The following is a 13,327-nucleotide window of genomic DNA, read 5'->3' as shown; positions in this document are numbered from 1 at the left end:
TTCTTCTCGAGTTGCAAAGCCGTCTGCACAAAAAGGCAGGCGGCTTTTGCTTGCGCTGTCGGGCATGGTGGGCCGCGATCACCTTGAAAAGGCGATCGACCTAACGCATGTTTTCCACCGTGATGGCCAACGGCGCGGGAAGCGGCGCATCGAACGTTTTGGGCTGAACCGAAAGCGGATAGTCGTTCCACCAGTCGCCGGCGGCCCAATATCCGACCGCGCAGTCTGCGGTTTTGATTAGGCGGATCGCGTCGGCAAGCAGGACGCGCCATGGATCGCCGGTGTTCGGAACGCCGATCTCACCCACATAGCCAAAGACGCCGTTGGTGCGGCACCAAGTCAAAAACGGCTGCAGCACTTTTTGCGGGCGCTTCCAAATATCGGGATCTCGCGCCAATTCTTGCTCGAAGGTCAGTTGATACTTGCCGCTACGGTCAGCATCAAAATAAGCGTGCGCCTCGTAGATCGTCCTGTTTGATGGGTCGCGGATCCAGTTCTTCCCGCCGTTGGCGCTGACAAAGTTTTGCGAACTCGACCAGTCTGCGCCCCCCACCGAAATCCAACGAAGCGCATCAATCTCGCGAATCGCCGCGACGACGTTGTTGGACGCCGCAATCCAGTCGAGCCCCTGCATATCGTGAGGCTCATTCATGATCCCGTAGGCCACAACGGTTGGGTCGTCGATCAGTCGTTTGGCGAGACGGCGCCAAAGATCGGCCCAATCGTCGACCGTCAGCAATTGTCGGCCATTGGACGTTTGACCCAGAATCGCTTCGACGGGACGCCCATCTCGGAACAGACGATAACGTCCATAGTTGTGCAGGTCCAAAATGGCGGAGCCGCCGGCGTCGGCGATCCACCTGAGCAATTGTTGGAGACCGCCAAGATAGGCGTCGTCGAGCGGGCCTTGCAGCTTGGGCTGCAATCGCTCCCAGTTGAACGGAATGCGAAAAGTCTTTACGCCGCGCTGGCAAAAGTATTGCACGGTCGCTTGATTGTTAAACGTGTAGTCGCGCCCCAGAACGCCAGGATTTTGTTGGGAGAAGTCCTTGGCGTCGGCGCCAAATTCGGCGCCCGCAAGATTGAGCGTGATCCGAAACGAAGGTCTCGCAACCGGTGATCGCGCGTCTGCTTCGTCCCCTAGTCCCCACAGTCCGAGCGAAGCGGTTGTAGCTTGGCAAAATCGTCGACGATTGAGTTTCACGAAAAAATTCCTCTAACCGCCTTACCTGATTTTGATTCCCAACAACGACAGATAACTATGCGTCTCTCTCGATAGCTCGTAGGTGTTCGCGCTTCGCTACTCTACTTCACATTCTTCGCATGTCGAACCATTCGAAGCCGCCCCAGTCGCAGCGTTTCGTTCCGCGCCTGAGGGGGGCTGCAATCAGGCGATCTCATCCCTCTAACTGACATAATCGCAATGTTCGCGATGTGGTGCAGGACGTACGCCGTTCGCTTGATCCGATTGAGAGCAGCTACTCCGCTCGCAATTGGCCATGGCCAATGCTCTGACGGTCGCAAGTCAGTTTCTACTGGCCAACGACTACTGGTGACCTAGTTTTACGGACAACCGCAGTCGAGACTTCACTAGGAACGCTCGCTGCAGTCACGATTTCGCAACCGCCCTTGCGCGGGATTACGGATTAATATCGCTATGTCCACGTTCGATAAAAACAGTTCGGAGCCTCGTCACTTTCACCATTTTGTGATTGTGCTCGCGGCGATCATGTCGACGGTTTACATCAGCTATCGACTGTTCTACACGCTGAACTTTGAGAGCTACTATGCGATCGCCGCTTCAGTGACGCTCTTGGGGGCGGAAACGTGGGGAGTCATCCTGCTGTTCCTCTATTTCATGCAAGTGTGGGACTCGATCGTCCTCGATCCGGTTCCGCCGCTTGCCGAGCGAACGGTCGACGTATTTCTGCCGACTTACAACGAAGACGTGCAGTTGCTGCGTGGATCCATCAACGCACTCAATCAACTTGACTATCCGCATCGGACCTATGTATTGGACGATGGTCGACGCGCCGAAGTGGCCGAGCTATGTCAGGAGATGGGCGTTGAGTATATCTCGCGCGAAAACAATCTGCACGCCAAAGCCGGAAATCTAAATCATGCGCTCGATCGAACGGACGGCGAGTTCGTCGTGATTTTCGACGCCGATCATATCGCTCGCTCGAACTTTATCTCGCGCACGCTGGGGTATTTCGCCGACGAGAAGTTGGCGTTCATCCAGACGCCGCATGCGTTTTACAACTTTGATAACTTTCAGTCGCATGTCGACTACAAACGCGGCATCTACTGGGAAGAGGGTCAGCTCTTCTACAACGTCATCCAGCCAGGCAAAACCAGCTGGAACGCCAACGTCTTCTGCGGCAGCGCGGCGATTTTCCGTCGCACGGCGCTTGAGGAAGTTGGCCTGATCGCGACCGAAACGATCACCGAAGATATGCATACCGGACTGCGAATTCACGCCAAAGGCTGGAAGTCGTTGTTTGTGAACGAACGGATGATCGCCGCTCAGGCGGCTCCCGACATCACTTCGTTCGCGTCGCAGCGCCTTCGCTGGGGCGAGGGAAATCTCAGCATCTTCGCCTACGACAATCCGTTGACGATGAAGGGTTTGACGATTGGACAGCGCCTCAACTATCTCGGCTCGATGTTGGGATGGACGACGGGGCCAGCCAAGGCGTTGCTCTATATCGCGCCGATTTTGATGCTGTTTAGCGGCGTTTCGCCGGTCGGACACTTCAACGCGACGTTGCTGCTGATCACGTTGGCGTATTTGATCGTGACCTGGACGACGGTCAAATTAATCAGCAACGGATACGGCCGACTTTGGGATATGGAAGTCCAGGCAATGACCAACTTCTGGATTCAATGCTGCTGCGTGGCGCGCGCGATGTTGAATCGTGGACGCGGAAAATTTGTGGTGACCAGCAAGCGAGGGCGGCAAAACACCAAGGTCACGATGCTTATCGCTCCTCACATCGCGCTCATCACGCTTGGTATGGCCGCGATCGCCTGGGCGGGAGCCAAAATCTACTTGGGCGCAAGCAATGACTATATCGCTTTGACGGTGGGCGGGATTTTGATCGCGATCCAGTCTCTGATGGCCTTTCAAGTGGTGCGAAAAGCGCTGCGTCCCGGCGATGGGCGATTTTCCTGGCGTCACCCCACCAACGAAGTTCATATTCGGTTTGAAGGAGACGGCGTCTCCGGCCAGGCGATTAGCACCGATGTGAACGAAACGGGGATCGGCGCGATTGTCTACATGCCGATTCCGGTCGGCGCAATTGTCAATCTGACCTTGTCGACTACCGCGCGGCGTTTGAACTGCCAGGCCGTCGTGCGCAAATGTTGGCAGGTCAATAGCGAGCAGACGAACTTCAACGCGTTTCGCGTCGGTTTTCAATTTATCAATGCGACCACCGAGCAGTTGAGTGAAATCTGGTCCATTTCGGCCGAGACCGCCGTAGATGGGCAATACAAACGCTTGGCGCCGCGATCGTCGCGCGCAGGGCGACGCAAATTTGTTCGCTTGCCGTTGGAAATTGCCGCATCGGCCGATTCGGATGTGCTCGCCAAAGCTGTCTCCAGCGCGGTATTCGATGATGCAATCGTCTTTGAAACCAATTCGCCGTTGTCCGTCGATCAAGAAATCTACTTTCGAATCAACTCGCCGGTCGGACGCATGTCTGGCCACGGGCGACTCGAGTCGACCGGCGAGTCATCTGAGTATCGGCTGCTATTCACCAAATTCGATGATCAGTCGCGGAGCGTGCTGAAGAGCATTCAGCATGCTGCAGGCGGAAGATCGAAGCTTTCGGAAGTGATTAGCCCTGCCGTCGATATTGCGCCGCGGCCAATCATGCTTCCGTTGCTCGAAGGAGGCTGGATGGCCCTGGCGGCGTCGCTCTTGTGCGTGATCTGCGCTTGGCACATCTGGAAAGACAATTACTTCCTTTCCAACATTTCCAAAAGTCCGGCGATGCTGACGCCTGCCGAGCGCCAACGTGCGGACACGATCATCACGCAACTGCTCGATTCGCCGAAAAGCGTGAAAGACCCGGCGATCCTATTTGAGGCCCGCAAGGTGCTGCAGATGCTGGGCGAAAAAGATCGTCTCGCGAAACTGGACGCCGTATTGGCGATCGATTTTCCGCATGACTTGGGGTTAAAACTGGCCCGTGCGAGCCAACTGTTCGACCAAGGCAAGACGCCGGAAGCGTACGCCGCCTACAAAGCGATGGCGGTCGAGACGGCGACTGGCGAAATTTTGGCGACCCAAGAGCAGGAAGGCGATATTCAACTGGGACTCGCTCGCAGCGCGGGCGCGCTGAAAGAGACGACAATCGCAATCGCCGCCTATCGCAAAGCGCTGGAAATCAGGCCCAATCCAGAGATCGACTTCGAATTGGCCAATCTCCTGTTTGACCAACACAAGCTGAACGAGGTTCGTACTTTGCTTGAGACCATGGCGCCAAGTTTTGACACGCGATTGATTCGCGCACGGCTTGATTTGAACGACGGCAAGGTCGCATCGGCGCTCGCATCGCTGAAGATGCTCTCCAGCGAACGGCCTACGGACAATGATACTCGGCGGCTCTACGCTGAGGCGCTCGCCAAATCAGGCGACACCAATCAAGCGATCGCGCAGCTGAAGATCTTGATTCAAGCCGGGTTCGAGACGACCACGCTCCAGATGCGCACGGTTGATTTGTTGGCGTCGGAAGGGCGTTACCAGGAAACCGCTGCGCTCTTGAACGAACTATCGGAGCGGGCCGACATTGACGAACAGTTCTGGCCGACCTATGTGAATGCGGTTCGCCATCTGAGTAAGACAACTCCCAAGATGAACGCGACAATCGATCGCATCTATAAGCGACTTGTCGCAGAAGAGAATGGCGCCTGCGCGTTGAAAGAAGACTTGGCCGAATATCTCGTCCAAACCGGTGCGGTGAGCAAGAGCGTTAAATTATTGGCGGAATGCGTGAAGCAGGAACCAGCCAATTTGCGGATACGCAAGCGATATGCGGAGGTGCTGCATAACGCTGGAGAATTTGCCGCCGCGGATGAACAGTACCAATTGCTGCTCACCTCGGTCAAAGAAAGCGATCTGATGGACGTTTCGGCCAAAGCGAACGATAATATTTAGCCGAGGTTGATACCGGTTTCGGCGCTGCTGGCTGCAACCGGCGAGGTCCCTCTAGCGGATCGACTCTTCCGGCAATCCGGATTGGATCCCTTGATCGAGCGGCATCTGGTCTGGTTGGCCGGCGCCATGTTCGGCGATCAGGCGGTCGAGTTCGGTGCGGAGCTTGCGGATCGTTTCGGCCTGAGCGGGCTCGTTGATCAGATTCTTGTTTTCGTCGGGATCGGCTTTCAGGTCATACAACTCGGCCATGTGTTTGTCGGGCGAACCGTCGCCGTGCGGGTACCGAATGTACTTGTAACGATCGGTCCGCAGCGCGCGAACGTTGGGCGTGTAGGGGAACTGCTTTTCGTAGTTGTACTCGTAATAAAAGCTGGTGCGCCAGTCGGACGCGTCCCCTTGGGCAAGTTGTTTCCAACTTTTGCCGTGGATGTTTTCTAGCGGCTTGGCGCCGCAGATTTCTAAAATCGACGGAGCGAAATCGATCGTGACCGAAATGTTGTCAATCACGCGCGGCTGATCGACTGGGGTTAGTCCTGGGTAGCGGACCACCAACGGGATTCGGATCGAAGGCTCGTGGCCGGTTCGTTTGTCGACCATGCCATGTTCCCCTTCCAACAAACCATTGTCGGACGTAAAGATGATCAGCGTGTTGTCGAGCTCACCGCGTTCTTTTAAGAAGTCGTACAGACGACCGACGCTGTCATCGACCGAGAGAATCGTCCCCCAATAGGCGCGCACCATCCGAGCGAAGTCTTTCACGCCTGCGGGGCTTTCGTCCGGAAAATTTTTGCGCCAGTCGAACAGCGGCCCATAGATCCCGTGCCAGGTATCGAGTCGTTTTTTAAACCACTCTGGTTTGTCCTCTAGATCGAAGGCGCTTTTGGGATATTGGATATCGGCCTGATCAAACGTGTGTTCGTACTTTTCTTCGGGCAGATAAAAACTGTGCGGCGCCTTGTGTCCTAGCATCAGCATCCACGGCTTGTCGCCATCTTGTTTGCTGATCCAGTCTTCGGCCATATCGGTAACGACCGTCGTGTAGTACCCGTCGACGACCTTGCGCCCTTGGCCGTTGAAGTTGAATTCGGTGTCGAAGTATTTTCCTTGCCCTTTATGCGTCACAAAGTAATCAAAGCCGGGCCGGGGCTCGTCGTTATCTTCGCCCATGTGCCATTTGCCGATGTAGGCCGTCTCGTAGCCGGACTCATGCAGTCGCATGGGGAAGCTGACCAAGTTCGACGGATAGTCGGTAAAGTTGTTGACCACTCCATGCGCGTGAGCGTAGAGACCGCTGAGGATCGACGCACGACTGGGCGAACAAAGCGAGGTGGTGCAGTAGTGGTTCTTGAACAACAAGCCTTCGTCGGCCAGCCGATCGACATGCGGCGTCTTGAGATGCGGGTGCCCCATGCAACTGAGCGCATCGGAACGCTGATCATCGGTCAAAATGAACAACACGTTAGGACGCTTGTCCGCTTTGGCGGACTTTTCCTTTTGTGGGGCCTTATCTTGCGCCAAAGAGGAAGCCGTCATAACGAAGACAAGAGCGAAGGTGATGAGCATTCTCATACAGATGGGCGCCTAAGAGCTTGTGAATTGGGAGTCGACTGCGGGGAGCTCGGCTGCTGGGCAATGGGGTCGCGATGGGAGCAACATCCGATGATTCCGTTCCAGGCGAAACAGGACTGTCTGGATGAGCATGGGCGAAAAGCCTCCATTCTACTCGCTGAGTGTCATGGAATTTTACCCTAACGAATACGGCGTTTCTACCAAGTCGCCGAAATAGCCCAAGTTGTTTTCTAAGTGATTCTTGCGGCGCACTCGGCGAGAGTTCGCGACGTTAGACCGTCCGCAGTTGACTGCGTGTTGACGAGCCGCGCCGCGAAACTTGGGAATACGACGAAAATTCTTGAAAAAGAGTGTCGACTTGCAGGTCTGGCCTACGCAATGAATGCAGAGGAGATGTGCGGGAGCTCAAAAACTTCACACATTCGACCTCGCAGGCAACCGAGTCGAACGGCGAAAAGATGTGCATCGCTTTCGCGGTTAACAGGCGGATTGGGACAAACCGAACCTCCTCACGAGAAAACCAATGAATAAGCAGAAAAACAGCGAGGCGATTAAGACGGTTCATTTCTTGAGGTTAGATGATTCGGCGCTAGGGGATCCAGGGGAGCTCCAGCCGAACGATAATCCCTATTCGTCTCCATCGCATCCGCTGATGAAAAACTGTGAAGATACGGGGGATGTAGCCTCGCCTCCGCGAGTGGTCCGCCAGATCGGCAAGGATTTATTAATCGCAGCCGTGATCGCGATCGTCGGTACGTGCATCGCTTTGTACTTGGCGAGTTACCAACATCAGAGCGTATCAACGTTTGTCCTGGGATATCTGGCCGGCACCCTCGTCTCGTTTCTCATCGTGCTGCATCGCATTTGGAGCGCCGTCATGAAACAAAAATGGGGGATCGGCGGCTAACAAGTTGGGAAGCCGGCGATTGATATCTGACAAGGTCAAAGTGAAGAGACCGAAGACTCGGGCGATTATGTCAGAGACCGCTATAAGCGTGTGTTCGGGCCTTCCTAAGAAGATTAGCCGAGTGACTTATCGGGCTGAAAATTAATCTTTGCATCCTGATCAAACGCAACATACAACCGCCGCCACGGCTCGTCGTCCACTAGTCTCCACGAGTGACCAGTCCCCGTGACATCCAACGCGATGAGAATATCGCCGGGACCCAGCGTAAATGTTTCGCCATCGTGCATCGTAAATTCGAGCGTACCTGAGAGCGTGATCACGTATTGCGTGGTGGGAGCGTTGTGCCACTCGAGCGTTGCGTGGGGCGGAGTTTCTTTGAACAAGACCGACTTGGCTGCGGTGACTTCATTGTCAACGATGCTGCCGCGAGTCACGTGCGAGTGCCCATCGGGGCCGGTGTAGAGGTAATAGGCTTGGATCATGCGTTCACATTTTGCAGTTGGAGTACGGCGGCGGTATCAGCGCGAACTTTTCGACATAGGTCCGCGTCGTCGATCAATGAATGGCCGTATGACGGAATCATCTCTTGCACCCGATCGAGCCAAGCTCCTGGCGCCAGCCGATCGGCGAACGCTTGTTCGAGAACTTGGATCATGATCGCGACGGCAGTTGACGCGCCCGGCGATGCGCCCAGCATCGCGACTAGCGAGTGATCGGCCGAGAAGACAAGCTCGGTGCCAAATTGGAGAATGCCGCCGTGGACGGGATCCTTCTTGATAATTTGGACCCGTTGTCCGGCGACTTCTAATTTCCAATCGGCGTGATCCGCGTTGGGGAAGTACTCGCGCAGCAGTGCGAAACGCTTTGCGTCGGACTCGATGACCTGGCCGATCAGATATTCCGTCAGTGCGATGTTGTCTCGCCCGACGGCCAGCATCGGCAAAAGGTTCTCTGGATCGATCGACCCAAAGAGATCAAAAAACGATCCATGCTTGAGGAACTTCGTCGAGAAGCCTGCATACGGCCCGAAGAGCAGCGCCACCTTGCCGTCGATATGACGTTGGTCGAGATGCGGCACCGACATCGGCGGCGAACCTGTCAACGCTTTGCCGTAGACTTTGGCATGGTGACGTTCGGCCAACTTGGCGTTGTCACTGCGTAGCCAGATGCCGCTGACCGGAAAGCCGCCGTAGCCGTGCGCCTCGGGGATGCCCGATTTTTGCAACAAGTGCAGCGATCCGCCGCCGGCGCCGATGAAGACGAACTTGGCTTGGACGTCTCGGTGGGTACCGGTTTTGTCGTTTCGGACGTGCACATTCCACAGTTTCCCCGCGCGGCGCAAACCGAGCACGCATTGAGAAAAGTGAATCGCATAGTTATCGTGTTCGGCCGCTGAGTGGAGCAGAGCATTTGTCAGCGAACCGTAGTCGACATCGGCGCCGGTGACCATCCGCGTAGCGGCGACAACCTCGCTGGGGTCACGACCTTCCATGACCAGCGGCATCCACTCTTCCAACTGCCGCTTGTCTTCCGAAAATTCCATTCCCTGGTAACAGTGATGGGCCGATAACGCCGCAAAACGTTTACGCAGAAATGCAACGTTGTCGACGCCGCGGACAAAGCTGCAATGCGGCACCGACTGAATGAACGACTCGGGGGACTTGATGACTCCTTGGCGAACCAGATAGGCCCAGAACTGCCGCGATAGGTCGAACTGCGTGTTCACCGTCAACGCTTTGGAAATATCGATGCTGCCATCGCTCATGACCGGCGTGTAGTTCAGCTCGCAAAGCGCCGCATGTCCGGTGCCGGCGTTGTTCCAAGCGTTCGAGCTTTCTTGGGCGGCGCTATCGAGTCGCTCGAAAATCTCGATTTTCAGGTTAGGCTGCAACTGCTTCAGCATTGCCGCTAAGGTCGCGCTCATGATGCCGGCGCCGATCAAAACGACATCAAGCGGAGCGTCGGCGTTTGGTGAGGAAGACTTCATAGGATGGCTATCAAGAAAGATAGAAGGTGAATCGAGGATTAATGCACGTTCATCGCATCGTCGGAAACTGCCAGCCGTTTCTCTGACTGACCGTACACAGGGCCGTCGCTTCCGGCGAGCCTGAGAACTCTTTCTTCGGCTGATTCCATGTCAGTTCGCCACCCCGGGAACCGCGATGTTCCCCAAAAAGAAGCTGGAAGTCCGCTGGGCGCCGTGCGCATTCGGTCTCTCCCCCGCTACCCATCGCCGCTACCACGGTGGATGATGATTGCGCTGTTACGGCGAGATCGCCTATTGGTCATCCGCGAGGAGCTTTCGCATCAGTAGAGATACGTCAGGATTCTCGTAAACCTGGTCGACCATGCTGACATATTCCGTGGCGAAACGGTCGTTTTGAGCCAACTCACCAAAGACTGGCTTCAGCTTCAAGAAGGAAAGTTTGTCATTGCAAGTCCCTTGAGCGGCTTGGTGCAACTCGTCTTTCAAGTCGTCCATGATGACAAGCGGCTTGCCATTTTGATCGACGCGTTTGTCGCTATAAAGACACCATGTCGCAAGTAAAAACGCCGAACACTGGATGTTGCCGCCTTGCTGAAGGTTTTCGGTGATCGTCGGAATCAAGAAAACGGGCAGTTTGCTGGAACTGGCTAGGCAGATTCGTGAGACATTGTCCCGGACATTCGGATTTCCGAACCGCTCCAACAGGGTGTCTTTGTAGGCGTCGAGATCAATTCCTGCGACGTCATCCAGTACCGGAGTCGCTTCGAGGTCCATGAATTTGCGCAGATAGGCGGCAAACAGTTTGTCAGCAGCGCATTCGGCGATGGTTTCGTAGCCGACGATCGCCCCGGGGATTCCCAGCACCGAATGGCCAGCGTTGAGCAGGCGCAGTTTCATCTTCTCGTAGGGAGTTACATCGGGCACAAACTGAGCTCCGACGTTTTCCCAGCTTGGTCTGCCATTGGAGAATTTGTCCTCGATCACCCATTGGCAATAGGGTTCGCAGGTTACCGGCCATTCATCCTTGAATCCCAACTCATGCTCGAGATAGCGGATATCCGCGTCGGTTGTCACCGGGGTGATGCGATCGACCATGGCGTTGGGAAAACCAACCTCGTTCTCAATCCAGCTCGCCAAATCGGGATCTTGTCGACGAGCAAAATCCAGGACCATCTTTTGGGTCAAACTGCCGTTATGCTGAATATTGTCACAGGAGAGAATCGTAAATGCCGGGAGCCCCTGGTCTCGCCTTTGGCGAAGTGCGGCAGTCAGGTATCCAAACACCAAAATTGGCTGCAACGGATGTTCTAAATCGTGTTGCGCATCAGGATTCGAGAAATCAAATTCTCCAGTGCCCGGCGCTACGTTGTATCCACCTTCCGTGATCGTGAGCGAGACAATGCGAGTCTCTGGGCTCGCCATTTTGCGGATGACCATCTCTGGATTGTCGCAACCCATGACAAAATCGATCAGCGATCCGATGACCCGATTTTCGACTTCACCATCCGGATGCTTCATGATCAACGTGTAAAGGTAATCTTGGTTTTCGAGTATGGCGGCCATTTTACGATCGGCTTCTCTCAGGCCGACGCCGCAAATGCCCCAATCGGAAACGTCGGCGTTTTCCAGCAACTGGTCGGTATAAAACGCTTCGTGCGATCGATGGAATCCGCCAACGCCGACATGGACGATCCCCGCTTTCAGCGGAGCCCGATCATACGTGGGGCGAGCGATTTCATGCGGCAGCCGTTGAAGGTTTTCCTGATTTAGTGAAATCGATTCGCTCATAATAGAATGTTCCTTGCGGCTTCCGCCGACGGCATGAAAGGGATCGTTGCTCAGTCCGCCAGATGTAAATTCAGCGCCTTTCGCCGGTGAAGAACCCAGTAGGCGAAAGCGAAATAAGTGATCGTGAACACAAACGCCCAGGGGTAAAAGATCGCGACGTTCTGTTCGTAAGCGGTCATGTCGGGACTCCAAAACATCACTCTTAAAGCCAGTACCAGCGTAAGTCCCAAGCTGGTCCAAGCAATTCCAGTCAGCGCCTTCGACAGCCAAGAATGATCTCGAATCGGATCACCTTCTGAGATTGCTTGTTCCGCTTGAAACGCTTTGATCTCTTCAGTTCGCTTTTCGTCTTCCGCTTGTTCGACTGGATACTTTTCCGCAGCGCCGTATTGTTTTGCGAGAATTGTATAAAGCAGAATGGTAAAGATCCACGTCGGCAAAAATAGATAATAAAACGACATCACGTTCATCGCGTTAAGGCCAAACCCAAAGGCCAAACCGCCGATCCAAGCGGCGATCGCCGGCGTGCTGTGATTTGACCTGCGGAAATGCGCCCAATACCGGGTAAAACCAATGCGAGGAAAAACCACATGCTCTGCAAATACGATTCCACCTACCGGCGCCACGAGCAGACCTGCGTAGGTTAGCAGCGGAAGCATCTGGCTGAACACAAACGGAAAGCAGGCGATCACAACCGTGATGCAGCCCACCGTAAAAGTGACCATCTTTCTAGAATGCGTGTGAAAGATGGACTGCGCCGCTAGCCCCGCGCGATAAAGATTCGCATTTGCCGTCGTCCAGCCTGCAACGATCACAATCACATATCCAGAAAGTCCCAGTGCACGATACGCGACGTCGCCGGGGTCTAGCTCGACGATGTTCGATTTCAGCAACACCGCTGTGCCGGCGCCCATGACGCCTGCTGCGATCCATGCGACATAGTGTCCAAATAGCATGCCTGCGCTAGTGCATAGTCCATACAGCGAACTCTTTGCATATCGCAACAACGCCATGTCAATCAGGCCGAAGTGCGTAATCGTATTCGCCGCCCACGCAAATCCAATGACTTCCCAGAGGCCGATGCCTGGTTCTCCCTTGCTGTTGACCCCGGTCCAGATCGATTGGTCGCCGATCGTGATGAAGTCGCCGAAGCTTGATAGTTCGGTTCGGCCGAGGACCGAATTCGCGAGGGCGGGAAACAGCACGAACGCACCGCAGACAAACATCACGACTAACCAAGGACCGCATAGGCCTGAGAACTCGGCGACGGCGTTAAATCCATACATCGCGACCACCACCACAATCATGCCGACGGCCAGCACGACCAATACGAACAAGCTGCTCGTGGGATACCAATGCAATTGAGCGGGGATGTTGAATAACAGTCGCACGGCGGAACTGGAAACAGTAATCATCGCCGCCGAGATGACCATAAAGATCAGGACATTCGCCCAGTTGTAGAGGTTGGTCATTGAGTCTCCCGCGATCTTATGCAGATAGGTGTAGAGACTCAGTCGCGTCTGAACTGCAATCGGCGCTGTGATGACCGTCCAGCTTAGAATCGCCAGGAAATTTCCGATCAACAGGCCAATCAGAATGTCTTTGGTCGAAGCTCCCAACGCGACAAAAGTAGCGCCGATGACGAACTCGGTCGCGGCGACATGTTCGCCGGCGTACAAACCCAGGAAATGAGTCCAGCCATGCAGCTTGTGACTAGGAATCGGCAATTGCTCTTGCTTGATGTCGGCAATTGCCTGCGAGCTTGTTTCGGAACTCATAGGGCTCTTCTCGGAAGTTGATTGTGCGTGCGTCGACGATCGAACGGACCGGTTTTCGATCTCGATGAGCTGTTGAGGAGGAGTCACATCGGCGAAGCGGAGGATTCGAAAGAGCAGCATCCGCAACGCATGCC

At 55.0% G+C, this 13,327-nt stretch carries 8 protein-coding genes; 2 read left to right on the top strand and 6 right to left on the bottom strand.

The features are described 5' to 3' along the window. Positions 1-100 precede the first annotated feature (100 nt). Entirely contained in the window at positions 101-1,204 is a 1,104-nt protein-coding gene (locus DSM3645_RS21385; RefSeq protein ID WP_002654661.1) for a glycoside hydrolase family 5 protein, read from the bottom strand. Between the two features lie 453 nt (positions 1,205-1,657). Between DSM3645_RS21385 and DSM3645_RS28760 the strand changes: the two genes are divergently transcribed. Then, the gene (locus DSM3645_RS28760) at positions 1,658-5,164 is read left to right on the top strand and encodes a tetratricopeptide repeat-containing glycosyltransferase (protein ID WP_002654660.1); all 3,507 of its coding nucleotides are present in this window, start codon (positions 1,658-1,660) and stop codon (positions 5,162-5,164) included. Between the two features lie 51 nt (positions 5,165-5,215). Here DSM3645_RS28760 and DSM3645_RS21375 read toward each other — a convergent pair whose 3' ends face one another. Then, a complete protein-coding gene (locus DSM3645_RS21375) occupies positions 5,216-6,697 on the bottom strand; it encodes a sulfatase family protein (RefSeq protein WP_002654659.1) in 1,482 nt (493 codons plus the stop codon). Positions 6,698-7,256: 559 nt separating this feature from the next. On the opposite strand from DSM3645_RS21375, the gene DSM3645_RS21370 reads away from it, so the two are divergent. After that, entirely contained in the window at positions 7,257-7,640 is a 384-nt protein-coding gene (locus DSM3645_RS21370) for a hypothetical protein (RefSeq protein ID WP_002654658.1), read from the top strand. 113 nt (positions 7,641-7,753) lie between these two features. On the opposite strand, the gene DSM3645_RS21365 is transcribed toward DSM3645_RS21370, so the two are convergent. The 4 genes from DSM3645_RS21365 to DSM3645_RS21350 all read right to left on the bottom strand — a co-directional run bounded on the left by DSM3645_RS21365 (position 7,754) and on the right by DSM3645_RS21350 (position 13,193). Further along, positions 7,754-8,122, bottom strand: a complete 369-nt coding sequence (locus DSM3645_RS21365; RefSeq protein ID WP_002654657.1) for a cupin domain-containing protein — start codon at positions 8,120-8,122, stop codon at positions 7,754-7,756. After that, complete coding sequence (gene mqo / locus DSM3645_RS21360; protein ID WP_002654656.1) at positions 8,119-9,627, bottom strand: malate dehydrogenase (quinone); 1,509 nt, start codon at positions 9,625-9,627, stop codon at positions 8,119-8,121. The genes DSM3645_RS21365 and mqo overlap by 4 nt, the downstream gene beginning before the upstream one ends. A 291-nt stretch (positions 9,628-9,918) precedes the next feature. Next, positions 9,919-11,415 carry a mannitol dehydrogenase family protein gene (locus DSM3645_RS21355; protein WP_002654655.1) on the bottom strand — a complete coding sequence of 499 codons (1,497 nt, stop codon included), beginning with the start codon at positions 11,413-11,415 and terminating at the stop codon, positions 9,919-9,921. A 50-nt stretch (positions 11,416-11,465) separates the two neighbouring features. After that, positions 11,466-13,193, bottom strand: a complete 1,728-nt coding sequence (locus DSM3645_RS21350) for a purine-cytosine permease family protein (RefSeq protein ID WP_040353171.1) — start codon at positions 13,191-13,193, stop codon at positions 11,466-11,468. Between the last annotated feature and the right edge of the window lie 134 nt (positions 13,194-13,327).

The sequence above is a fragment of the Blastopirellula marina DSM 3645 genome, assembly GCF_000153105.1.
In the GTDB taxonomy this organism is placed as follows: domain Bacteria; phylum Planctomycetota; class Planctomycetia; order Pirellulales; family Pirellulaceae; genus Blastopirellula; species Blastopirellula marina.
Note: the sequence above shows the minus strand (reverse complement) of the source record. Positions and strands in the feature narration are given on the sequence as shown.

Excerpts from the sequence above, each read along its gene's own strand:
- DSM3645_RS21370 (WP_002654658.1), top strand. The coding sequence starts at position 7,257 with ATGAATAAGCAGAAAAACAGCGAGGCGATTAAGACGGTTCATTTCTTG.
- DSM3645_RS21350 (WP_040353171.1), bottom strand. The coding sequence starts at position 13,193 with ATGAGTTCCGAAACAAGCTCGCAGGCAATTGCCGACATCAAGCAAGAG.
- DSM3645_RS21355 (WP_002654655.1), bottom strand. The coding sequence starts at position 11,415 with ATGAGCGAATCGATTTCACTAAATCAGGAAAACCTTCAACGGCTGCCG.
- DSM3645_RS28760 (WP_002654660.1), top strand. The coding sequence starts at position 1,658 with ATGTCCACGTTCGATAAAAACAGTTCGGAGCCTCGTCACTTTCACCAT.
- DSM3645_RS21365 (WP_002654657.1), bottom strand. The coding sequence starts at position 8,122 with ATGATCCAAGCCTATTACCTCTACACCGGCCCCGATGGGCACTCGCAC.
- mqo (WP_002654656.1), bottom strand. The coding sequence starts at position 9,627 with ATGAAGTCTTCCTCACCAAACGCCGACGCTCCGCTTGATGTCGTTTTG.
- DSM3645_RS21375 (WP_002654659.1), bottom strand. The coding sequence starts at position 6,697 with ATGACGGCTTCCTCTTTGGCGCAAGATAAGGCCCCACAAAAGGAAAAG.